Genomic DNA, 22,463 nt, shown 5'->3' on the forward strand with positions numbered 1-22,463 from the left:
GTTACCGAACCAGGCAAGTACGTAGGTATGCGGACTCTTTCTTCATAATACGCCACTCAGGGCATAAGAACATCCGGTTCCCCGATTGGCGGCAGTTCGATGACCCTCGGTTGTTTCTCTCTAACATTTCCAGTATCGCTACCCCTATCCATCAGCGCACGGATCAGCAATTTGTAGGAATCCAGGTCAAAGGTGACCGCCTGCCCCTGCAGAGAGAGATCATGCAATTCTTCCTCTTCGTGAAGGGTGGCCACATGCATCCAATTGTACACCACCAGAATGTCTGCCCGCCCCGACCGGACATCTTCCTCGACAATGCCCACGGGCCCCTTCCAGGGCCAGGTTTTCAGGCGCAGGCCATGGAACGCAATCTGCACCCGCAGGTTGTACCGTTCCACATGCTCCAGCCCTTCACAGGCACCCTTGCAGCGCCCCAGTGCCCGCTGAAAACACGCGCCCTCATGATCCGGCTCAAGACCCAGCAACTTATTACACAATTCGTTCTTCGCCATAATTCCACTCAGCGCCCTTTGCGCATCCCGCTTGCTCCGGAACAGACCGAAATAATCGCCCAGCCGATGGGGCTCGATTTCACGGACCAGCCGAGCCTGCAAATAGCCGGCATCGTTTTCTGACAACCCGATGCTGACCAGGTTCTTGGCGGCCCGGGAGCGCCGGTTGAACATCGGCTTCAGGGTTTTGATCTGCTGGAGCTCCAGCAGCAGCGCCCCCAGCTCACCGGCAGTCTCTGTCCATTCGACACGCCGAAGGCTCTCGGAAATTCGCACGCCACGGGCGGAGTTGTGATCGCCGGAAAAATGCGAGGCCACTCGCTGGGCGATGTTGGTGCTTTTGCCCACGTACAGAAGCACATCCTTCTCGCCGTAAAACCGGTACACACCCGGTCCCCGGGGCAGATCCTGCAACGTATCCGGTGGTAGATGGGACGGAATGCTCGGGCACTGCAGCAGTTCGCGTATAGCATTCTCGAACCGCTCATCCCCTTTCTCACCCCGAGCATGCTCAAAAAACGCCAGCATGGCGGAGACATCCCCCATGGCCCGGTGCCGCTGAACCTGGGCCAGGCCGTGCCGGGCAATCAGCGCATCCATGTTGTGCCGACGAAACTCCGGGTACAGACGCCGGGAAAGCTTGACCGTACACAGCACCTTCGCCGAGAAAAGCCGACCCAGACGGCGGTACTCCGCCTTGATAAAGCCGTAATCGAAACGGGCGTTGTGGGCGACGAACACCGTGCCCTTGAGCTGCGTTTCCAGATCATCGGCAATCTCCTCAAACAGCGGCGCCTCAGCGACCATGTCATTGGATATACCCGTCAACTGCTCGATAAACGGCGAAATCCGGGTTTCCGGGTTAAGTAACGTCTGCCACTCGCCCACAATCTCACCCGCCCGCCAAAACCGGATACCAATCTCGGTAATCCGGTCCCAGGATGAATTGCCGCCAGTGGTTTCAATATCAAGAAGCGCGAAGGTGGCAGTGTCGAGAATTGTACTTTTGGAGGTCATGGAACAAGTTTACGCCTTATTGGCAACTGCAGATGTCTGACTATGAACGAAAACCCGCCATAGACATTCGTCTAACTTATGCACGAAATTATTTGAATTGTCACAGATTCGTAACTACCTTGTCCTTGGGTCCAACAACAAAAATGTGTGGAGACAACAACGATGCAAAGCAACAAACTGAGATTGGCAATTCGTGCGACGGCAGCTGCGGCAGTATTTGGCGTAGCCGGACAGGCCGGCGCAGTTAGCTTTACTGCTGGCGACTATGACATGGCCGTTTACGGTTATGCACGGTTCAACGCCAGTTACGATATTGATGAGAACGTATCAACTTCTACCCGTTCGTTTGACTACAGCGCAATCAACGTTGGCGCAGCGGAAGACAACGAGGCGACCGGCTACTTTGGCGCGGACGCCGTACAGAGCCGTATCGGTGTGAAGGCAACCTCCCCAGAAGGCGTAATGGTTAATGTGGAAGGCGATTTCCGTGGAGGCACCCTTCGTCTGCGCCATGCTTACGGTTCTTACAACGGTGTTCTGGCCGGTCAGACCTGGTCAAACTTCACCAGCTTCGTAGGTAATACCTCGACTCTCGACTTCGACTCCCTGCCAGGTGCAGCCGGCTACCAGAGCCGTACTCCGCAGATTCGCTATACCACAGGCCCTCTGTCTATTTCGGCAGAAGATCCAAAGAATTCAATTACCAACGATGGCGGCGCTGCCAAAAATGGCATGCCAGCATTCACCGCTCGCCTGGAAGATTCTGCCGGCGGCCTGTCCTACTCTGCCGCCGTGCTTGCACAGCAAGTTGGCTATGACACTGGAACCGCCGATGACAGCTCCTTTGGTTTTGCTACCTTCGTAGCTGCCCAAATGGCTCTGACAGACATGGTTACGCTTCAGGGTTCTTTGAGCTACACCGACGGCGCGAACAGCTACCTGTATCGCTCTGGCGCTGACAGCGCCTACATTGCACCTAACGGTGACGTCGAGACGATCTCTGGTTATGGCGGCACAGTTGGTACCGGCATCAACCTCGGTGGTGGTCGTAGCATCAACGTAGGCTACGGCATGACTCAGGTGGATCTTGATGATGGCGTTAACGATGGTGTAATCGCAGCAACCACTACTGAAACTGTTTCAGCCGTGATGGCGAACTATCAGTGGACTCCTGTTAAAAACGTCATGATGGGTGTTGAATACAAGTACGGTATGCGTGAAACCCAGAACGGTGATGACGGCGATGCCAGCAGCGTGGCATTTGCAGCACAGTACAACTTCTAACCCTTCCTATTAGAAGTTAACTCGGAAAGGCCCCAGCAATTGCTGGGGCTTTTTCGTTTCTGGGAGAGAGCCAGGTTTCGTTGCTTTGCTCTGCCTTGCATGGACCCGAAATCCTTAGGCTACCTCTGGAATTTGACGCAGCTCAGGGGTCTGATGAAAACCTCCATCTGACGCCATTTTCGAGGTCAGCGCCAAAGCTTTGGGGATCAGTCCCGGAATGGGGTCAGAAGAAGGCTTTCTTCTGACCCCGGACCCGACCACATTTGACCTTTCGAGCATTGCATGGATATCTGAGGCGCCAGAACGACAAAGGCGGGCATACCTTTTCAGAACTGTTGAGGGCCAGGGACGGCCCGAAACAAGCCCACATGGATGTGCTTGTAGCGTGTTCTGAAAAGGTATGCCCGCCTTTGTTGCCCCCCTCAGCTCGAAGGCTGGGAGGGCACATAGCACAGGGCTAAACGGTTACAGCAGTAGGGTACGAATATCCCCAAGAAGCTGACTGAGCACCGTGGTAAATCGGGCTGCATCGGCCCCGTTCACCGCCCGGTGGTCGTAAGACAGCGACAACGGCAACATCAACCGGGGCTGGAAGGCCTTGCCATCCCAAACCGGCTTCATGGCCGCCTTGGAAACCCCCAGAATTGCTACCTCCGGCGTATTCACAATCGGCGTAAATGCCGTGCCGCCAATACCACCCAGACTGGTGATGGTAAAACAGGCACCCTGCATCTCTGCCGGCTTCAGCTGCTTGTCCCGGGCCTTCTGGGCCAGCTCGGCGCTCTCGGCAGCGAGCTCCCACAGGCCCTTCTGGTCCACATCCCGGATCACCGGCACCATCAGTCCGTTGGGCGTATCCACCGCAATCCCGATGTGGATGTAATTCTTGCGAACCACCTCCTTGCGCTCCATATCCAGCGACACATTGAACTGGGGCAGCTCCGCCAGCGCCGTAGCACAGGCCTTTAACAGGAACGGCAGTGGCGTCATCTTCACGCCCTTCTTCTCGCCGGCTGCCTTCTGGGCCTTGCGGAAATCCTCCATATCGGTGATGTCCGCATCTTCGAACTGGGTCACGTGAGGCACGTTCAGCCAGCTGCGCTGCATGTTATTCGCGGTTGCGAACATCATGCGCGACATAGCCTCGCGCTTGACCTCACCAAACTGGCTGAAGTCCGGCAGCTTGACGCCAGGGATACCAGAGCCGGTAGCAACACCACCGCCCTGCTGGGCCTGCTTCAGCTGGCTCTTCACGTAAGCCTGGACGTCGTCTTTGATAATCCGGCTCTTCGGACCAGAGCCCTTGATCCGGGCCAGATCCGCGCCCAGCTCGCGGGCCAGTTTACGCACGGCAGGACCAGCATGAACCTTGGCACCCGGTGTGGGCGGCTCATAGGTTGCACCCTGTGGTTCGGGCGCTGGCTCCGCCGGCTTTGGCTTATCTTCGGATTTCGGCTCAGCCTTCTCTTTCTCTTCCTTACCGGAATCCTCAGAGGCCTCTTCCTCCTCGCCACCGTCTTCCTGAACGGTCATTTCCAGCAATTCACTGCCTTCCGAAAGCTTATCGCCTTCGGATACCAGGATCTTGCCCACCTTGCCTGCATAGGGCGAGGGAATCTCCATGGTAGCCTTGTCGGATTCCACCGTTACCAGCGGATCGTCGACCTCAATGGTGTCGCCCTCGGAGACATTGATCTCGATGATCGGAACATTGTCAAAGCCGTCCAGCGCAGGAACCGAGACGGTTTCCTTGCGGGAGCCACCGGAAGCCTTCTTTGGGGCCGGTTTGCTTTCTTCTGGCTTTTCTTCCTTTTTGCCTTCGTCCTTTTGTTCGGGTTTCTCGTCAGGGGCTTTTTCAGAAGCTTCACTGCCGGAATCATCAGCGCCACCGGATTCACCGCTGGGCTCCATCATCCCGACCACATCGCCTTCCTTCACCTTGTCACCCACCTTCACGGTGATCTTGGTGATCTTGCCGGCACCGGGTGCCGGCAGCTCAACAGAGGCTTTGTCTGACTCAACGGTCAGAATCGGATCTTCTTCTTCAACGGTATCCCCTGCGCTGACGGTGATTTCGATAACCTCGACCTCATCCGCACCGCCGAGATCCGGAACCTTGATTTCCTGTTCACTCATGGCGGTCTCCTTAGCTCAGCACCGGGTTCGTTTTGTTGCGATCGATTCCGTATTTGCGCATGGCTTCGAGAACCACATCGTTCTTCACCTCACCGTCCTGGGCCAGGGCAGACAGCGCGCTTACCGTCACATAGTAACGATCCACTTCAAAGAAGCTGCGCAGCTTTTCCCGGGTATCACTGCGGCCGAAACCATCAGTACCGAGAGTCAGGTAGGTTTTGGGAATGAACGCCCGGAGCTGCTCGGAGTGCAGCTTGATGTAATCGGTAGACGACACTACCGGCCCTGCATGCTTTTCCAGGCACTGGGTAACATAGGCCTTCTTGGGTTTGTCATCCGGGTGCAGACGATTCCAGCGCTCCACGTGCTGGCCTTCACGGGCCAGCTCATTGAAGCTGGTCACGCTCCACACATCAGAGGCCACGCCCCAGTCGTCTTTCAGCATCTGGGCTGCCGCACGCACCTCATTCAGGATGGCACCAGCACCAAGCAACTGGACCCGGGACGTTTTCTTGTTGCCCTTGGTCTCAACCGACTCGTAGAGATACATGCCCTTGATGATCCCGTCTTCACAACCCTTGGGCATCGCTGGCTGCTCGTAGTTTTCATTCTCTATTGTCAGGTAGTAGAAGACATTCTGGTTGTCCTCGAACATCTCTTTCATACCATGACGAAGCACCACGGCCATTTCATAGCCGTAGGCCGGATCATAGGCCTTGCAGTTTGGAATGGTGTTGGCCAGAACATGGCTGTGCCCGTCCTGGTGCTGCAGGCCTTCACCGTTGAGGGTGGTTCGCCCGGCAGTACCACCAATCAGGAAACCACGAGCCTGAATGTCACCGGATGCCCACGCCAGATCGCCCACCCGCTGGAAGCCGAACATGGAATAGAAGATATAGAACGGAATCAGCGGGAAGTTGTTGGTGCTGTACGAAGTGGCAGCCGCCATCCAGGCCGCCATGGAGCCAGCTTCGTTGATACCTTCCTCAAGAATCTGGCCCTTTTTGTCTTCCCGGTAGTACATGATCTGATCACGGTCTTCCGGAACGTACTTCTGACCCTCAGCCGTATAAATACCCAGCTGACGGAACATACCCTCCATACCGAAGGTGCGGGCTTCGTCCGGCACGATCGGAACTACCCGCTTGCCAATACGCTTATCTTTGGTCAGGGCCGTCAGTATGCGGACAAAGGCCATGGTGGTGGAGATTTTCCGCTCACCGGAACCGTCCAGCACCGCCTTGAAGATATCCAGCTCGGGAACCTTCAGAGGCTGACAGTCTTTGCGCCGTTTTGGATAGAAACCACCCAGCTCCTGACGGCGTTTTTTCATGTAGACAATTTCCGGACTATCCGGCGCTGGCCGGTAATAGGGAACGTCCTTGAGCTCCTCGTCCTTCAGCGGCACCGCGAACCGGTCCCGGAACGACTTCAGCTGCTCGATGTCCAGCTTCTTCAGGGAGTGCGCTGTGTTCTGCGCCTCACCGGCCTCGCCGAACCCATAGCCCTTGATGGTATGAGCCAGGATAACGGTCGGGCGCCCGCCGTTGTTGTGGATGGCGTGGTGGTAGGCCGCGTAAATCTTGTAGGGGTCGTGGCCACCGCGGTTAAGCTTGTTGATCTCCTCATCAGACAGACTTTCAACCAGCTTCGCTGTTTCGGGGTATTTGCCGAAGAAGTGCTTGCGGGTATAGGCAGGGCCGTTGCTCTTGTAGTTCTGCAACTCGCCATCGCAGACCTCGTCCATGACCCGCTGCATTTTGCCGTCCTTGTCGTTCTCGAACAGGGGATCCCAGTGACGCCCCCAAACCACCTTCAGCACGTTCCAGCCGGCTCCCCGGAACACGCCCTCAAGCTCCTGAATGATTTTGCCGTTGCCACGCACAGGCCCGTCCAGGCGCTGAAGGTTGCAGTTCACCACGAAAATGAGGTTGCTGAGGTTTTCCCGACCAGCCATGGAAATGGAACCCAGGGTTTCCGGCTCGTCCGTTTCACCATCACCGACAAAGCACCAGACCTTCCGATCGCCCATTTCTATGAGCTCCCGGCTGTCCAGGTACTTCATGACGTGAGCCTGATAGATGGCCTGAATGGGACCAAGCCCCATCGACACCGTCGGGAACTGCCAGTAATCCGGCATCAACCAGGGGTGCGGGTAAGAGGACAGGCCAGTGCCGTCTACTTCTTCCCGGTATTTGTCGAGATCCTTTTCCTCGAAACGGCCTTCAAGGAAGGAGCGGGCATAGATGCCCGGCGAGGAGTGACCCTGGAAATAGACCAGATCGGATTCGCGCTTTTCATCGCCACCATGGAAATAATAGTTGAAGCCCACATCGTAAAGTGTGGCGGCGGAGGAGAACGACGACACGTGTCCACCCAGATCTCCGGGCCGTTGGTTGGCACGCATGACCATGGCCATGGCGTTCCAGCGGATCAACGAACGGATTCGGCGCTCCATAAACAGATCACCAGGCATGGGCGCCTGCTGGGCAACAGGAATGCTGTTCCGGAATGGCGTGGTAATGGAGTAAGGCAGCTGGGTGCCATCGCGACTGGCTCGCTCGGAGAGCCTTTCAAGTATGTACTTGGCCCGGTCTACGCCTTCGTTCTCAATCAGAGATTCCAGCGCGTCCAGCCATTCACTGGTTTCAATGGGATCATCGTCCTGGTACATCAAACCCTCCCCTTGGCATCAAAAAGTGCAGCGCGGCCACGATCAGCAGCCTGGCGCGTTGCGGTGTCGGTAAGCTGCGATGAAATGCAGTATGTTGTTATGGGTATTGTCAGCCTGACAGGTGTACCGGCTTGCAGTACACAGAACCTGTATAAAGCATAGAACAGCTTTCACACTTTTCCTGCCTGATCGCCCGCGAATCACGGGCTTTTGGCCCCTGGTTGACCGGCATTCTGGTGAAGTGCATGGGCCTGCCCACCTGATTGTGTAGTATTTTTACTACATTTTTGCCGTTAAATTCAATTCAAGCCGCATTTAAATCCTCTCCGGACTGCATCATTACGGTTACTTACGGAAGAATGACGGTTTTCGGGCCATCAGACAACCAGACTGCGACCAATGTCGTAGCATTCTTATCAAGGCTCAATTTCATTACCACGCTAAACGATCACCTTCCTGCTTTTAATAGCTATTTCGCGGCTCTTAACGCTATTTTCTGCATTTTCAAAGAGATCCAGCCCGGCAAGAGCCTGAGTTTCTGACACTTTTTTGTTAGACCTGAAAATGAATTTCGATTTATGTATACTTGCGTGCCCGTTTTTTAACCACCGAAAAAGTGGTCAGACCACTTTTTCAGACATTAACACTGACAGAGGGCGATCTATGAACTCCATCGTCACCTTTCCTAACCGGATTCCCACCGCGGAATTCGAGGAACGGCGTTTCAAGGTCTACACAGACCGCCAGCTTGACAAGATCGAAGTCATCCAGAATCTCCCTGAAGAGACCCTGTTTGAAATGAAAGTGGTCGCCAGTGTGCTGCCGTTCCGGGTAAACGAATACGTGATCAACGAACTGATCAACTGGGACAAGGTGCCGAACGACCCGATCTATCAACTTGTCTTCCCTCAAAAAGGCATGTTGAAGGACGAGCATTACGAGCGCATGGCAACAATGCATCGGGACGGTGGCGACAAGAAAGAGATCCAGGCCGTTGCCAAGGAAATTCGGGATGAACTGAACCCGCATCCGGCCGGCCAGATGGAAATGAACATGCCGGAGCTGGACGGCGAGGTACTGGACGGCGTTCAGCACAAATACCGGGAAACGGTTCTGTTCTTTCCTGCCCAGGGTCAGACCTGTCACTCCTACTGTACCTTCTGTTTCCGCTGGGCGCAGTTTGTCGGTGACAAGGACCTGAAGATGTCCAGCACCGAAGCGGAAAAACTGCACGGTTATCTGGCCGAGCACACCGAGGTAACCGACTTGCTGGTGACCGGCGGCGACCCCATGGTGATGAAAACCAAGAACCTGGTGCAGTATCTGGAACCGCTGCTGCAGCCGGAGTTTGATCATATCCAGACCATCCGCATCGGCACCAAGGCCCTCACCTTCTGGCCGTATCGTTTTGTGACCGACAAGGATGCGGATGAACTGATCGACCTGTTCGCCCGCCTGGTGGATGCCGGCAAGCACGTGGCCATCATGGCCCACTACAACCATTGGCAGGAAATTACGACCGGGATTGCCGAGGAGGCGATTCGCCGGATTCGTGCCACCGGCGCCGAGATCCGCGCCCAGGGCCCGCTGATCAAGCATGTAAACGACGACGCCGATGCTTGGGCCAAACTGTGGAAGAAGGAAGTGCAGCTGGGCATTATCCCCTACTACATGTTCGTAGAACGGGACACCGGCGCCAAGAACTACTTTGAAGTGCCGCTTGCCGAGGCCTTCCAGATTTACCGGGAGGCCATGAAGAAGGTCAGCGGTCTGGCGCGCACAGCCCGAGGCCCCTCCATGAGCGCCGGTCCGGGTAAGGTGGAAATCCAGGGTATTACCGAAATCCACGGCGAAAAGGCCTTCGTCCTGCGCTTCCTGCAGGGCCGCAACCCGGACTGGGTTCAGCGCCCGTTCTTTGCCAAGTACAGCGAAACCGCGACCTGGCTGCACGAACTGGAGCCGGCTTTCGGTGAAGAGAAATTCTTTTTCGAGGATGAATTCGAGGAAATGAAGAAGGGCAACGGCTGAAACCTGATTGCTCGCCCTCACACGTCGACGGGGGTCAGATGAAAACATTCATCTGACCCCGAGTTCACGCGACCACGGAATTCACACTCAGTGCATGAGGGTATAGAGCTTGCGCCGATAAGTCCGCACATCCGGGTTGTTATTGCCCAGCTTGTCGAACAGCTCAACCAGTGTGGTCTTGGCAACTTCGTCCTTGTACTTGCTGTCCACCCTCATCAGGCGAATCAGCAGGTCCATGGCTTCGGCGTTGTTTTCCTGTAATACGTGGTGAAGCGCCAACTGGTGCAGTGCGTTCGGGTCTTTCGGGTCCTGCTCCAGCGCCATTTCCAGGTCCTTGACCGGTGGCAGCTCCGCTGACTGCTTCAGGAACTTCACCCGGGCCGCCAGCTGCTTGGCCTGGTGCTGCATTTTCTCTTCCGGTGGCAGGCTCTCGAGTACCTGCTCGGCAGTCTCGATATCGCCCATTTCCGCCTTCAGCTGAGCCAGATCGATCAGCACTTTCAGGTTTTCGGGGTCTTTCTGGTTCATTTCCGAGAGGATGGCCAGGGCACCTTCCACATCCCCCTCTTCCCAGATCCGGTGGGCTTTGTCGTAAGGGTCTTCCTTCGGAGCCTCAACGTGCTTGTCCAGGACCTTGCGGATCTCGCTCTCCGGCAGGGCGCCGTTAAAACCATCCACGGCCTGGCCATCCTTCACCAGTATTATCGTTGGCAAGCTGCGCACACCCAGACTAGAGGTAAGCTGCTCCTGCTCATCGGCGTTGACCTTGGCCAGCATGAAGCCACCTTCGTAATCATTGGCCAGTTTCTCGAGCACAGGCGTCAATTGCTTGCAGGGAGCACACCACTCGGCCCAGACATCCACCAGGACGGGCGTGGTGGCTGAGGCTTCCATGACTTTCTGCTGAAAGTTTTCCATGGTGGCTTCAAAGATGTAGGGGGAATTGCTCATGCAGGGCACCTGAAAAAGTCGAAAAGTCGAATGAATCGTTAGGAACTGTCAGAGGACTTGGGGCCGGATGCCGGAAAATCAACTGCAACTCGGGAAAAGCCAACTCCTTGAAATTACCGTATCTGCCGTTACATAGGCTATTAAGCAGCGCTTCGGGGAATGGCTTTGATTACGCACCCGGGCGACCCCCAACCTTTCCGGATGGATACTTCACGGCATGAACGATGACGCGCACAAAGACTCACTCGAGGAATTCGAAGAGGACGTGACTGAATACATCGGCAAGGACGAACACAGCAAAAGCCTTGCCCTGCCCCAGCAAATGATGCCCCGGCGAATGTATGTGCTACCGGTGTCAAATCGCCCCTTCTTTCCGGCACAGGTACAGCCTGTGGTGGTGAACCAGAACCCCTGGCAGGAAACCCTTAAACGGGTCGGTGAGACCGACCACAAGGTACTGGGCATCTGTTTTGTAGCGGAGCAGGATGGGGAAGACGGCATACCCGCCAGTGAACAGCTGGAAACCACGGGCTGCGCCGTTCGCGTTCATCATGCCCAGAACGAAAGCGGCAAGGTCCAGTTCATTGCCCAGGGCCTGCAGCGGTTCCGAATTGTTCAATGGTTACGCCGCAAGCCGCCATACCTGGTGGAGGTGGAGTACCCCGCCGAGCCGAAAGAAGAGGCCGATGAACTCAAGGCTTACACCCTGGCCATCATCAGTTCGATCAAGGAACTGTTGCGCACCAACCCACTGTATGGCGAGGAGGTGAAGCAGTACCTGTCCCGTTTCGGGCCGGAGGACAGCTCGCCACTGGCCGATTTCGGTGCCTCCATGACCAGCGCACCAGGCCGCGAACTGCAGGATGTGCTCAACACCGTTCCCCTGCTGCGGCGCATGGAGAAAGTCCTGCTGCTGATGCGTAAGGAGCAGGAAGTGGCCCGCCTGCAGTCGGAAATCAGCGAAGAGGTCAACGCCAAGGTGCAGAAGCACCAGCGGGAATTCTTCCTGAAAGAGCAGTTGAAGGTTATCCAGCGCGAGCTGGGCATGGCCAAGGACGACAAGACCGCAGATGTGGAGCGGTTCGAGGAACGGATGGCCGAACTGAATCCGCCAGCGGCCGTTCGCGAGCGCTTCAACGATGAAGTCCAGAAACTGCAGGTGCTGGAACAGGGCTCGCCGGAATACGGTGTTACTCGCAATTATCTCGATTGGCTGACCCAGGTGCCCTGGGGCGTTCATTCCGAGGATCATTTCGACCTGACCGAAGCACGTCGGATTCTGGACCGGGATCACGATGGCCTGGACGACGTGAAAGACCGCATTGTCGAGTTTCTGGCCGAGGGCACCTTCAAGGGCGAAGTCAGTGGCTCCATCCTGCTTCTGGTGGGCCCGCCCGGGGTTGGCAAGACCTCCATCGGCCATTCCGTTGCAGACGCTCTCGGGCGGAAGTTTTACCGCTTCAGCGTCGGCGGCATGCGTGATGAGGCCGAGATCAAGGGCCATCGCCGCACCTACATCGGCGCCATGCCCGGCAAGTTCGTCCAGGCGCTGAAGGATTCGAAAGTGGCAAATCCGGTGATCATGCTCGACGAAATCGACAAGATCGGTGCCTCCTACCATGGCGACCCGGCCTCGGCACTGCTGGAAACCCTGGATCCGGAACAGAACCGCGAGTTTCTCGACCACTACCTGGATGTCCGCATGGACCTGTCCAAGGTGCTCTTCATCTGCACCGCCAATCAGCTGGACACCATCCCTCGGCCCTTGCTGGACCGTATGGATGTGATTCGCCTGTCCGGTTACATCGGTGAAGAAAAACTGGCCATCGCCAAGCATCACTTGTTGCCAAGATTGCTCAAGCGGGCCGGTCTACTAAAAAAGCAGTTCAATATCACCGACGCCGCCATCAAGCAGGTGATTGAAGGTTATGCCCGTGAAGCTGGTGTGCGAAATCTCGAAAAGCTGCTGCACAAGATTCTGCGCAAAGGCATTGTGAAATTGCTGGAAAACCCGGAGCGGCCGGTGAAGGTGGGGGTCTCCGACCTGCAATCCTATCTCGGCCAGCCTTCGTTCCGGAAGGAGAGATCCCTCAAGGGCACCGGCGTTGTCACCGGCCTGGCCTGGACCGCCATGGGCGGCGCCACCCTGAGCATTGAAGCGTCGCGCATCCACAGCACCCAACGCGGCTTCAAACTGACCGGCCAGCTCGGGGATGTGATGAAGGAGTCCGCCGAAATCGCCTACAGCTACGTATCCTCAAACCTCAAACGCTTCCGGGGCGACCCCACCTTTTTCGACAAATCCTTCGTGCACCTGCACGTGCCAGAAGGTGCAACGCCAAAGGATGGCCCCAGCGCTGGCGTCACCATGGCCACTGCGCTACTGTCCATCGCCCGCAAAGAGGCCCCGCAGCAGAATCTTGCCATGACCGGAGAGCTGACGCTGACCGGCCAGGTGCTGCCAGTGGGCGGTATCCGCGAGAAAGTGATTGCCGCGCGCCGGCAAAAAATCAACAACCTGATTCTGCCCGAGGCAAACCGCGGCGATTACGAGGAGCTACCGGAGTATCTGAAAGAGGGCCTGACAGTGAATTTTGCCCGGCACTACAGCGATGTATTTCAGGTCTGCTTCGGCAACAAACCCCGCAGAGGATCCAGCGTCCATTGAAATAACTGGTCTAACCAGTGAGCAATGACATTGACGCGTTCTGGGCCGTTGTCTTTACTCGACTTGAGTTTGATCAAAAAGTAAACGACCGGTAGCCCCAAGGCTACCGGCATACTACTGGCTGATAACAAGGATGGTAAAACAATGAAAAAGAAAGCCTCAATTGTCTGCGTGGCCGCAAGCCTCGCCATGGTTCCTTATGCCCATAGCCAATCCGACGACACCCTGAAAAAGCTGGGCAGTTTCCAGACCACGGGAAAGGCTGAGTTCACCGTCATTGACCAGAACAGTGACAGCGCTGATGCCATCCGGAAAACGCTGGAAAAAATCCAGCTTCCCAATGGCTTTGAAATCAGCCTGTATGCCTTGGTACCGGATGCCCGCCACATGGCAGTAGGCCCCCAGGGTGTGGTCACCTTTGTCGGCACTCGGAAAACAGAAGTCTGGGCGGTCACTGACCGCGACAAGGACCGGGTGGCCGATGAGGTCAAGAACTTCGCGCCTTCCCTGGCCAAGGCCGTGCCCAATGGTCCCTGCTTCTCGCCAGACGGCGTGCTCTACATTGCCGAACAGAACCGGGTGCTGGCTTACCCCGCCGCCGAGTTCTTCTATGAAGGCGGCGATGTGGTCGCGTCCGAAGTCATCCCCCAGGGCGAGCTGATTCCCGAGGAGTTTGTAAGCTATAACCACACCGCGCGGGTTTGCGATATCGGGCCAGACAATAAGCTCTACATCTCGCTGGGCCAACCTTACAACGTGCCACCCCGGGAATACCTGGACACATTCAGCGAATGGGGTATCGGCGGCATTATCCGGGTAAACCAGGACGGCACCGAGCGTGAGGTTTATACCCGCGGTATCCGCAACTCTGTCGGCCAGGATTTTAACCCCACCACTGGAGACCTCTGGTTCACCGACAATCAGGTGGATGGCATGGGCGATGACATTCCCCCCGGTGAAATCAACCGGCAAACTGCCATGGGCCAGAATTTCGGGTTCCCGTGGTATGGCGGGGGTGACGTCCGAACCAATGAATACAAGGGAGAAGAGGTTCCGGTCGACGTGGTCTTCCCGGTTTCCGAAACCGTGGCCCACGCTGCAGATCTGGGCATGGCTTTCTATACCGGCAAGATGTTCCCGAAAAAATACCAGGGCGGGATCTTCTCCGCTCAGCACGGGTCCTGGAACCGGACCACGCCTATCGGTGCACGGGTGATGTTCACGCCGGTGGATGCGGAAGGCAACATTGCCGGGGAAACCATGCCCTTCGCGGAAGGCTGGCTGGATGAAAATGGCGAGTATCTGGGGCGCCCGGTGGATGTGGCCCAGCTGAAAGATGGCTCACTGCTGGTCTCTGACGATCTGGCCGGTGCCGTCTATCGGATCGCCTACACCGGTTCCGGCTCCTGAGCCTGAACGCACATCCCTTTCAGGGCCGGGGAGTCATCCTTCCCCGGCTAACCGGAGAGCCTGCATGTTGAAAATGAGCAACCCTGTGTTGTCCGCTGTGATACTCGCAACCTCTATCCTGACCCTTTCTTCCACCGCCTTTGCCGCAGACCCCGCCGAGGGTCGGAAACTGGCCTCCCAGTGCAAGGTCTGTCACGGCCTGGACGGAATCGCCAAAATCCCCATCGCGCCCAACCTTGCCGGCGAGAGCCAGATTTACATCCAGAATCAGTTGAAAGCCTTTCGCAGTGGCAAACGCGAACATGAGATGATGTCAGTGGTGGCCAAGAACCTGACCGATCAGCAAATAGCAGACCTGGCGGCCTGGTACCAATCCATTGAGATCACCGCCAAAATGCCCGAATAACGATTGGCGTCGGATGCCATCGCTCAGGACGTGGCATCGGCTTTCCAGCCATCGTCCTTCAGAACAGACCCGACGGTCAGCACCGGCGATGCATCAATATCGTCGGCATCCATCATATTGGCCACCCGCTGGAGTGAGGCCAGAATCATGGTCTGCTCCCACTCAGCCAGGCTCTGGAATTTCTGGATAAAATCCTCCTGCAGCGGATTCGGTGCCCGGGCAAGGAGCTCGGCGCCTTCGTCCGTCAGATGGGCATGCACCTTGCGTTTGTCCTGGGTGCTGCGCACCCGATAGACCAGCTTGCGATGCTCCAGGCGATCCAGAATCGTTGTCACCGTCGCCTGGCTGAGGCTCACCTTTTCGGCAATGGTTCCGATGGTGACTTCCCCGAGGGCCCGAATCGTTCTCATGATCAACAGCTGCGGGCCGGTAAGCCCTGCGTGCTTGCTGAGACGTTTGGAATGAAGATCCGTTGCCCGGATCACACGCCTCAGTGCCACCAGTACATCTTCATAGCTGCTCACAACCTTACTCCGAGTCGGGACTGACAATTTGCTTATACCACTAACTATTAGAGGTCTTTGCACAGGTAAATGCAAGTCAGGGAGATTCCCGGCATTTTTTCCGCCAGCCACTATGCTAAGGTCACGAACTTGTTCCATTTCCGACAGAGCGACGGACTGAGCCCGATGATCAAGTATTTGCTGCCCCTCCTCTTCATGATGGCATTTGCCGGCACCGCCTATGGCCAGGATAGCCTCGGCCCGGAAGAAGAACTTACCTCCGAAGACCTCAGGGAGAGCATCAAAACCTTGGAAAAGCCCATGTACACGCCGTTCGTGGAGCTATACCTGCTGGAGGAAAGCAAAGCCCTGCGCAAGGAGATGATGAACACCCGCGCGGAACTGATCGAAAAGGTGGTAGACAAGGAACTGTCCGTTGCGGACAAGACCATGTCTTACGCGACCGACACCGTGACTTACTTCTTCTATCTGATCGCTGGTGCGACTTCGATTCTGGTGGTTATCGGGTGGAACTCGATCCGGGACATGCGCAACCAGCTCACCACGCTGGCGGAAAAAAGGGTGAACGAACTGGTGGTCGAGTATGAGAACCGCCTGGAATTTATCGAGGACCAGCTTCGGCAGAAATCCGACATCATCCAGCAGAACCAGGCGGAGATTGAGCGCACCAATGAAGTGCACTCGCTGTGGCTGAAAGCCAGCCAGGAAACCTCACAACAAAACAAGATTTCCGCCTACGACACCATTTTGGATCTTCGCCCGGACGACGTGGAAGCCCTCAGCTATAAAGCCGACGCCGTTCTGGAAATGCAGGAACCGCTGTGGGCCATCAGCCTTTGCCAGAGGGCCCTGAAACTTGCACCAGATAATGGCCATGCGCACTATCAGCTGGCATGCGCCTATGCTGAGATCGGGCGCTGGGAGGACGCTGTCAGCACCCTGCAAAAAGCGATTGATATTTCCGAGGCATACCGGGACGATGCCTCCGTGGACGTCAGTTTCCAACAGTTGCGCGACCACGAAAGCTTCCGCACACTGGTATACCCGGATCAGGACGACGGCACGGATGCTTGACAACCAGCGATGTGTAGTGTTTGTTTAACTCGCTGAGAACACAAGAATAACCCTGAACAAAACAGGACAGACTCAATGAGAACTTCAGTAAAGAAACTCGTAACCGCTGTAAGCACTTCCGTAGCTCTTATGGGCGCCGGCCACGCCGCCGCTGAAATTCAGATCGGTATCGCCGGTCCCATGACCGGCCCCGTCGCCCAATACGGTGACATGCAGTTTTCCGGTGCCCGCATGGCTATTGAACAGATCAATGCCAATGGCGGCGTGATGGGAGAGGAACTGGTCGCCGTTGAATACGACGACGTCTGCGACCCCAAGCAAGCCGTCAGCGTGGCCAACAGCCTGGTCAATGATGGCGTTCGCTTTGTCGTCGGCCACCTGTGCTCCAGCTCCACCCAGCCCGCCTCGGACATTTACGAGGATGAAGGCATCCTGATGGTCACACCGGCCTCCACGAGCCCGGAAATTACCGAGCGCGGTTATGAGCTGGTGTTCCGCACCATCGGTCTGGACAGTATGCAGGGCCCTGTCGCCGGCAACTACCTTGCCAGCCTGAATCCCGAGCGCGTCGCAATCATTCACGACAAACAGCAGTATGGTGAAGGCATTGCCACCGCTGTACGTGACACCCTTAAGGACAAAGGCGTGGAAATCGCCATGTTTGAAGGTATCACTGCTGGCAGCAAAGACTTCTCTTCGCTGGTGACCAAACTGAAGCAGGCAAATGTCGATTACGTTTACTACGGTGGCTACCATCCTGAGTTGGGCTTGATCCTGCGTCAGGCTCGCCAGGCTGATCTGGACACCACCTTCATGGGCCCGGAAGGCGTGGGCAACAAGGACATCAACACTATTGCCGGCGAAGCTGCCGAAGGCCTGCTGGTAACCCTGCCACCGGCGTTTGACAAAAAAGCTGCGAACCAGGAACTGGTCAAGGCCTTCGAAGCCAAGGGTGAGGACCCCTCCGGTCCGTTTGTGCTCACCTCCTACACCGCCGTTCAACTCATAGCGGATGGCATTGAGCAAGCGGAATCCACCGATCCATTCGAAGTAGCAGAAGCTCTGCGCAGCGGCTCTTTCGAAACACCAATCGGTAAGGTTGAGTACGATAAGGCCGGTGACATGAAGTCATTCGAGTTCGTTGTTTACGAATGGCATTTAGATGGCAGTAAAACTCCGGTAAACTAAGCCAAATCGTTAAAAAACGGTAATACTGAGAGCACCTTCTCACCGAGATCCGGGAGGAGGTGTTTTTCTAGGCTCCTGTTGAACCTCCCCCACCTGCGGTTCGGAAATCCCGCACCCGTGGTGTGGTAGCGGAGGGAGCAGGCTTTCGGAGTTCCAAAACAATGCAAGACCTCCTGTATTTTTCCCAGCAGCTCATCAACGGGCTGACGATCGGGAGCGCCTACGCCCTGATCGCCATCGGCTACACGATGGTTTACGGCATCATCGGCATGATCAACTTCGCCCATGGTGAAATTTATATGATCGGTGCCTATACGGCCCTGATTGCCATCACCGGCCTTGCCACCCTTGGCATCGGCTGGCTTCCGGTAATCCTGATCGTTGCACTGGTTTGCGCCATGATCGTCTCCAGCGCGATGGGCTGGGCGGTGGAGCGGGTTGCTTACCGGCCGGTCCGCGGACGTCACCGCCTGATTCCGCTCATTTCCGCCATTGGCATGTCAATCTTCCTTCAGAACTATGTCCACCTCGCCCAAGGCTCCCGTAACATCGGATTTCCCGCCCTGATTGACGGTGGCTTCAAGTTCGGCTCGGAGGGTGCGTTTGCGATGTCACTCTCCTACATGCAAATCACCATTTTCATCACCACTCTGATCTGTATGACCGCACTGTCCCTGTTTATCTCGCGATCTCGTACCGGTCGCGCATGCCGGGCAGTTTCCCAGGATCTGGGCATGGCCAACTTGCTTGGCATCGACACCAACCGAATCATCTCGGCGACCTTCGTGATCGGTGCAGCCCTGGCTGCAGTCGCGGGCCTTCTCCTGGGCATGTACTACGGTTCCATTGATCCGCTGTTCGGATTTATCGCTGGGCTCAAGGCGTTCACCGCCGCTGTCCTTGGCGGTATCGGCAGCATTCCCGGTGCCATGCTGGGTGGGCTTATCCTGGGCGTTTCCGAAAGCATGACCTCCGGCTACCTCAGCGGTGAATACAAGGATGTGGTCTCTTTTGGCCTGCTAATCCTCATTCTGCTGTTCAAACCCACCGGCCTGCTTGGCAAACCGGAGGTTGAGAAGATCTGATGGCTGCTCAAAATCTGAAACATGCGCTTTTCTGCGCCGTTATCACCCTGATTATTTCGTACCCTATTCTTGGCTTTAACCTGGAAGCAGAGGGTATCAATGTCATCCTTAACGGGGCCGAGACCTCCACCATCGTGACGGTTTTCCTGGCTGCAGTGGTCGTTTTCCTGTTCCAGCTGTTTCGTGAAAGCATCATGGCGACGCTGAAAAGCATTCCAAAGCCGCTGCCACAGACCGAAAAAGAGCCGATGGCTGAAAACAAGCGGGCACGCATTGAATCCTGGGTACTTACCGGCATTGTTGTTTTAGCCCTGTTCTGGCCCTTCTTTGTATCCCGCGGCTCTGTGGATCTGGCCACTCTGGTGCTCATCTACATCATGCTGGCTCTTGGCCTGAACGTGGTGGTTGGCCTGGCTGGCCTGCTGGACCTCGGCTACGTGGCATTTTATGCCGTAGGCGCCTATACCTTTGCTCTGCTTTCCGAGTATTTCGGTATTTCCTTCTGGATGGCACTGCCCCTCGGGGCGCTTCTCGCGGCGCTGTTCGGGCTGGTACTGGGTTTCCCGGTATTGCGACTCCGAGGGGATTATCTGGCTATCGTCACGCTCGGTTTCGGCGAGATTATCCGCATTCTGCTCAACAACTGGACCAGCCTGACTGGGGGCCCCAACGGTATCGGCGGCATTCCGGAACCGACACTCTTCGGCATGGAGTTCGGCCGGCGCGTCAAGGAAGAGGGCAATACCTCTTTCCATGAGACTTTCGGAATCGCCTACAGTGGTGAAGACAAGGTTATCTTCCTGTACCTGATTTCGCTGGTACTGGCCGTATTCACTGCGCTGGTGATTCGACGTTTCATGCGAATGCCGGTGGGCCGTGCCTGGGAAGCGCTGCGGGAGGATGAAATCGCGGCCCGGTCCCTTGGCCTCAATCGCACTGCAGTCAAGCTGACCGCGTTTACCATTGGCGCCTTCTTTGCCGGCTTTGCCGGTACTGTGTTTGCGTCCAAACAGGGTTTTATCAGCCCGGAATCGTTCGTCTTCCTGGAATCGGCCATCATCCTGGCAATTGTTGTACTCGGGGGCATGGGCTCCCAGCTCGGTGTGATTCTGGCGGCAATTGCCGTCACCATCCTGCCGGAGCTGGCCCGTGAATTTTCCGAATACCGCATGCTGATCTTCGGTGCCGCCATGGTGCTGATGATGGTCTGGCGCCCGCAGGGCCTCATGCCCATGCGCCGCATCCACATTGAACTGAAAAAGCAGGAGTGACGGACGATGCTTGAAGTACAGAATCTGTCCATGCGCTTTGGCGGCCTGCTGGCGGTAGACCAGGTCTCTCTGGACGTTCGGGAACACGAAATCGTGTCCATCATCGGCCCTAACGGCGCCGGCAAAACCACCGTATTCAACTGTATGAGCGGCTTCTACAAACCCACCGGCGGGAAAATCCTGTTCGAGGGGCAGGAAGTCCAGGGCAAACCGGACCACAAGATCTCCCGCCTGGGGATGGTAAGAACCTTCCAGCATGTCAGGTTGTTCAACCAGATGACCGTGGTGGAAAACCTCCTGGTTGCCCAGCACCGACACCTGAATACGAACCTGATTGCTGGCTTGATGAAAACCCCGAATTACCGGGATCGGGAACAGAAGTCACTGGACCGTGCCGCCTATTGGCTCGACCGCGTCGGCCTGATGGACCTGGCCAACCGGGAAGCAGGCAACCTGGCCTATGGCCAGCAGCGCCGGCTGGAAATCGCCCGATGCATGGTGACCGAACCCAAGCTGTTGATGCTCGATGAGCCAGCCGCAGGCCTCAACCCGGCGGAAACCAAGGAACTCAATCAGCTGATCGTCAGCCTGAAAGAGGACTACAACGTTTCCGTAGTGCTGATTGAGCACGACATGAGCCTGGTTATGGATATTTCCGACCGCATCAATGTGATCAACCAGGGCAGGCCCCTGGCCTGTGGTACGCCGGACGAAATCCGCCAGAACGACGACGTGATCAAAGCCTATCTGGGCGAGGCCTGAGGGAAAACCATGCTAGTACTAGAAGATGTCCATACCCACTACGGCAAAATCGAGGCACTGCACGGGGTTTCTGTCGAGGTCAAAAAAGGGGAGATTGTTTCTCTCATCGGCGCCAACGGTGCGGGCAAGACAACGCTACTGATGACTGTCTGCGGCCACCCCCAAGCCAGCTCGGGACGGGTTATCCTGAACGATCGGGATATCACTCGCGAGCCAACGGCGCAGATCATGCGCTCCGGCATTGCCATTGTCCCCGAGGGCCGGCGAGTCTTCTCGGGCCTGACTGTCGAGGAAAACCTCCATATGGGGGGGTTTTTCAACACCAAGGCCGAGATCCGCAAGAGCCAGGACCATGTCTACGAGCTCTTCCCCCGCCTCAAGGAACGTGAACACCAGCGCGCCGGCACCATGTCTGGCGGTGAGCAGCAGATGCTTGCCATCGGCCGTGCGCTGATGAGCAGGCCGAATATGATCATCCTGGATGAGCCTTCCCTGGGTCTGGCCCCGCTGGTGATCAAACAGATCTTTGAGATCATTGGGCACCTGCGCGAAGAAGGCATCACGGTCTTCCTGGTCGAGCAAAATGCCCACCAGGCCCTCAACCTGGCCGACCGTGGTTACGTGCTCGAAACCGGCAAGATTCGCCTGCACGATACCGGCAAGAACCTGCTGGCCAATCCGGATGTTCAGAACGCCTATCTGGGCGGCTGAAGAGGCGGACATTCATCGGCAAACCAAGAACCGGAGCGTAGCAACAGGCTCCGGTTTTTTTGGGCAAAATCAAATAGTCACCAATCCGTAAACTTGCGTTCGCAAGATTTGAACTATACTCAAGCCAACGGTCATCTTGTCTCCACAAGACCAGTCAGGGCCGTTTTTGCAATGCTGTCCTCCGTCAGGGGCAGCATTGTGTTTTGCGACGACAGCTTTAAAAAACGTAAAGGAGTGGATAATGAAAAAACTGATCGCAGGTGCAATTCTTCTGGGGGCCTCCTCCATGGCCTTTGCACAACCGGGGTGTGGTGTGGGTGCCATGATCTGGAAAGGACAGTCCGGCATTGCCCCCCATGTACTGGCTGCCACCACAAACGGGACCTTTGGTAACCAGACTTTTGGTATGACCACGGGGACATTGGGCTGCCAGACCAACGAGGCTGTTCAGTCCATGGCGATGTACATGGACAGCAACATCGACAAGGTGGCCCGGGACATGTCCCGCGGTGCTGGTGAAAACCTGGATACCCTGGCAGTCCTGCTGGGTGTAGACCAGGCTGATCGTGACACCTTCCGTAAGGTGTTGCAGGACAACTTCGCAACCATTTTCCCGAACTCCGAAACCACCTCCGGCGAAGCCGTCGATGCCATCGTCGCCCTGCTGGAAAAGAACGAGTCGCTCAGCAAGTACGTAGCGGCCTGATCCTGGTCTATTAAACGGACGTTCGTGCGCCAGGGACGGCGCATTGCTTCACCTTC

Annotated in this window: 17 protein-coding genes; 12 read left to right on the plus strand and 5 right to left on the minus strand. The window is 56.4% G+C overall.

What is annotated here, in order from left to right:
• Nucleotides 1-56: 56 nt before the first annotated feature.
• On the minus strand, nucleotides 57-1,529 hold the full coding sequence (locus tag ACN0XM_RS14610; protein ID WP_417567672.1) for an exonuclease domain-containing protein: 1,473 nt from the start codon (nucleotides 1,527-1,529) through the stop codon (nucleotides 57-59).
• Between the two features lie 162 nt (nucleotides 1,530-1,691).
• Here ACN0XM_RS14610 and ACN0XM_RS14615 point away from each other — a divergent pair, with 162 nt between their 5' ends.
• Nucleotides 1,692-2,813 carry a DcaP family trimeric outer membrane transporter gene (locus ACN0XM_RS14615; RefSeq protein WP_417567673.1) on the plus strand — a complete coding sequence of 374 codons (1,122 nt, stop codon included), beginning with the start codon at nucleotides 1,692-1,694 and terminating at the stop codon, nucleotides 2,811-2,813.
• Nucleotides 2,814-3,278: 465 nt separating this feature from the next.
• Here the strand turns inward: ACN0XM_RS14615 and aceF are convergent, their stop codons facing one another.
• Nucleotides 3,279-4,949 carry a dihydrolipoyllysine-residue acetyltransferase gene (aceF, locus tag ACN0XM_RS14620; RefSeq protein ID WP_417567674.1) on the minus strand — a complete coding sequence of 557 codons (1,671 nt, stop codon included), beginning with the start codon at nucleotides 4,947-4,949 and terminating at the stop codon, nucleotides 3,279-3,281.
• Between the two features lie 10 nt (nucleotides 4,950-4,959).
• Nucleotides 4,960-7,623, minus strand: a complete 2,664-nt coding sequence (aceE, locus tag ACN0XM_RS14625; RefSeq protein ID WP_417567675.1) for a pyruvate dehydrogenase (acetyl-transferring), homodimeric type — start codon at nucleotides 7,621-7,623, stop codon at nucleotides 4,960-4,962.
• A 663-nt stretch (nucleotides 7,624-8,286) separates the two neighbouring features.
• On the opposite strand from aceE, the gene ACN0XM_RS14630 reads away from it, so the two are divergent.
• A complete protein-coding gene (locus tag ACN0XM_RS14630; protein WP_417567676.1) occupies nucleotides 8,287-9,651 on the plus strand; it encodes a KamA family radical SAM protein in 1,365 nt (454 codons plus the stop codon).
• 87 nt (nucleotides 9,652-9,738) lie between these two features.
• Here the strand turns inward: ACN0XM_RS14630 and trxA are convergent, their stop codons facing one another.
• Entirely contained in the window at nucleotides 9,739-10,602 is an 864-nt protein-coding gene (gene trxA / locus ACN0XM_RS14635; RefSeq protein ID WP_417567677.1) for a thioredoxin, read from the minus strand.
• Nucleotides 10,603-10,819: 217 nt separating this feature from the next.
• Between trxA and lon the strand changes: the two genes are divergently transcribed.
• The 3 genes from lon (at nucleotide 10,820) to ACN0XM_RS14650 (ending at nucleotide 15,086) form a co-directional block, all read left to right on the plus strand.
• On the plus strand, nucleotides 10,820-13,270 hold the full coding sequence (gene lon / locus ACN0XM_RS14640) for an endopeptidase La (RefSeq protein ID WP_417567678.1): 2,451 nt from the start codon (nucleotides 10,820-10,822) through the stop codon (nucleotides 13,268-13,270).
• Between the two features lie 144 nt (nucleotides 13,271-13,414).
• The gene (locus ACN0XM_RS14645; protein WP_417567679.1) at nucleotides 13,415-14,680 is read left to right on the plus strand and encodes a PQQ-dependent sugar dehydrogenase; all 1,266 of its coding nucleotides are present in this window, start codon (nucleotides 13,415-13,417) and stop codon (nucleotides 14,678-14,680) included.
• A gap of 64 nt (nucleotides 14,681-14,744) precedes the next feature.
• Nucleotides 14,745-15,086 carry a c-type cytochrome gene (locus ACN0XM_RS14650; RefSeq protein WP_417567680.1) on the plus strand — a complete coding sequence of 114 codons (342 nt, stop codon included), beginning with the start codon at nucleotides 14,745-14,747 and terminating at the stop codon, nucleotides 15,084-15,086.
• Between the two features lie 23 nt (nucleotides 15,087-15,109).
• On the opposite strand, the gene ACN0XM_RS14655 is transcribed toward ACN0XM_RS14650, so the two are convergent.
• A complete protein-coding gene (locus ACN0XM_RS14655) occupies nucleotides 15,110-15,610 on the minus strand; it encodes a MarR family winged helix-turn-helix transcriptional regulator (RefSeq protein WP_417567681.1) in 501 nt (166 codons plus the stop codon).
• Between the two features lie 165 nt (nucleotides 15,611-15,775).
• On the opposite strand from ACN0XM_RS14655, the gene ACN0XM_RS14660 reads away from it, so the two are divergent.
• The 7 genes from ACN0XM_RS14660 to ACN0XM_RS14690 all read left to right on the plus strand — a co-directional run bounded on the left by ACN0XM_RS14660 (nucleotide 15,776) and on the right by ACN0XM_RS14690 (nucleotide 22,407).
• Nucleotides 15,776-16,684, plus strand: a complete 909-nt coding sequence (locus ACN0XM_RS14660) for a tetratricopeptide repeat protein (protein ID WP_417567682.1) — start codon at nucleotides 15,776-15,778, stop codon at nucleotides 16,682-16,684.
• A 75-nt stretch (nucleotides 16,685-16,759) separates the two neighbouring features.
• Nucleotides 16,760-17,872, plus strand: a complete 1,113-nt coding sequence (locus tag ACN0XM_RS14665) for a branched-chain amino acid ABC transporter substrate-binding protein (protein ID WP_417567683.1) — start codon at nucleotides 16,760-16,762, stop codon at nucleotides 17,870-17,872.
• A gap of 161 nt (nucleotides 17,873-18,033) precedes the next feature.
• A complete protein-coding gene (gene livH, locus ACN0XM_RS14670) occupies nucleotides 18,034-18,957 on the plus strand; it encodes a high-affinity branched-chain amino acid ABC transporter permease LivH (protein ID WP_417567684.1) in 924 nt (307 codons plus the stop codon).
• On the plus strand, nucleotides 18,957-20,228 hold the full coding sequence (locus ACN0XM_RS14675; protein WP_417567685.1) for a high-affinity branched-chain amino acid ABC transporter permease LivM: 1,272 nt from the start codon (nucleotides 18,957-18,959) through the stop codon (nucleotides 20,226-20,228). Before livH ends, ACN0XM_RS14675 begins: the two co-directional genes overlap by 1 nt.
• 6 nt (nucleotides 20,229-20,234) lie before the next feature.
• Complete coding sequence (livG, locus tag ACN0XM_RS14680) at nucleotides 20,235-20,990, plus strand: high-affinity branched-chain amino acid ABC transporter ATP-binding protein LivG (RefSeq protein WP_417567686.1); 756 nt, start codon at nucleotides 20,235-20,237, stop codon at nucleotides 20,988-20,990.
• Nucleotides 20,991-20,999: 9 nt separating this feature from the next.
• On the plus strand, nucleotides 21,000-21,701 hold the full coding sequence (locus ACN0XM_RS14685) for an ABC transporter ATP-binding protein (RefSeq protein WP_417567687.1): 702 nt from the start codon (nucleotides 21,000-21,002) through the stop codon (nucleotides 21,699-21,701).
• A 241-nt stretch (nucleotides 21,702-21,942) separates the two neighbouring features.
• The gene (locus ACN0XM_RS14690) at nucleotides 21,943-22,407 is read left to right on the plus strand and encodes a DUF3015 domain-containing protein (protein WP_099617534.1); all 465 of its coding nucleotides are present in this window, start codon (nucleotides 21,943-21,945) and stop codon (nucleotides 22,405-22,407) included.
• Nucleotides 22,408-22,463: the final 56 nt, after the last annotated feature.

It is taken from the genome of Marinobacter sp. (genome assembly GCF_048269445.1).
Taxonomy (GTDB): Bacteria; Pseudomonadota; Gammaproteobacteria; order Pseudomonadales; family Oleiphilaceae; genus Marinobacter.

What these genes read in the sequence shown, in the direction of transcription:
- ACN0XM_RS14610 (WP_417567672.1), bottom strand. Translation starts at nt 1,529, where the DNA reads ATGACCTCCAAAAGTACAATTCTCGACACTGCCACCTTCGCGCTTCTT.
- ACN0XM_RS14615 (WP_417567673.1), top strand. Translation starts at nt 1,692, where the DNA reads ATGCAAAGCAACAAACTGAGATTGGCAATTCGTGCGACGGCAGCTGCG.
- aceF (WP_417567674.1), bottom strand. Translation starts at nt 4,949, where the DNA reads ATGAGTGAACAGGAAATCAAGGTTCCGGATCTCGGCGGTGCGGATGAG.
- aceE (WP_417567675.1), bottom strand. Translation starts at nt 7,623, where the DNA reads ATGTACCAGGACGATGATCCCATTGAAACCAGTGAATGGCTGGACGCG.
- ACN0XM_RS14630 (WP_417567676.1), top strand. Translation starts at nt 8,287, where the DNA reads ATGAACTCCATCGTCACCTTTCCTAACCGGATTCCCACCGCGGAATTC.
- trxA (WP_417567677.1), bottom strand. Translation starts at nt 10,602, where the DNA reads ATGAGCAATTCCCCCTACATCTTTGAAGCCACCATGGAAAACTTTCAG.
- lon (WP_417567678.1), top strand. Translation starts at nt 10,820, where the DNA reads ATGAACGATGACGCGCACAAAGACTCACTCGAGGAATTCGAAGAGGAC.
- ACN0XM_RS14645 (WP_417567679.1), top strand. Translation starts at nt 13,415, where the DNA reads ATGAAAAAGAAAGCCTCAATTGTCTGCGTGGCCGCAAGCCTCGCCATG.
- ACN0XM_RS14650 (WP_417567680.1), top strand. Translation starts at nt 14,745, where the DNA reads ATGTTGAAAATGAGCAACCCTGTGTTGTCCGCTGTGATACTCGCAACC.
- ACN0XM_RS14660 (WP_417567682.1), top strand. Translation starts at nt 15,776, where the DNA reads ATGATCAAGTATTTGCTGCCCCTCCTCTTCATGATGGCATTTGCCGGC.
- ACN0XM_RS14665 (WP_417567683.1), top strand. Translation starts at nt 16,760, where the DNA reads ATGAGAACTTCAGTAAAGAAACTCGTAACCGCTGTAAGCACTTCCGTA.
- livH (WP_417567684.1), top strand. Translation starts at nt 18,034, where the DNA reads ATGCAAGACCTCCTGTATTTTTCCCAGCAGCTCATCAACGGGCTGACG.
- ACN0XM_RS14675 (WP_417567685.1), top strand. Translation starts at nt 18,957, where the DNA reads ATGGCTGCTCAAAATCTGAAACATGCGCTTTTCTGCGCCGTTATCACC.
- livG (WP_417567686.1), top strand. Translation starts at nt 20,235, where the DNA reads ATGCTTGAAGTACAGAATCTGTCCATGCGCTTTGGCGGCCTGCTGGCG.
- ACN0XM_RS14685 (WP_417567687.1), top strand. Translation starts at nt 21,000, where the DNA reads ATGCTAGTACTAGAAGATGTCCATACCCACTACGGCAAAATCGAGGCA.
- ACN0XM_RS14690 (WP_099617534.1), top strand. Translation starts at nt 21,943, where the DNA reads ATGAAAAAACTGATCGCAGGTGCAATTCTTCTGGGGGCCTCCTCCATG.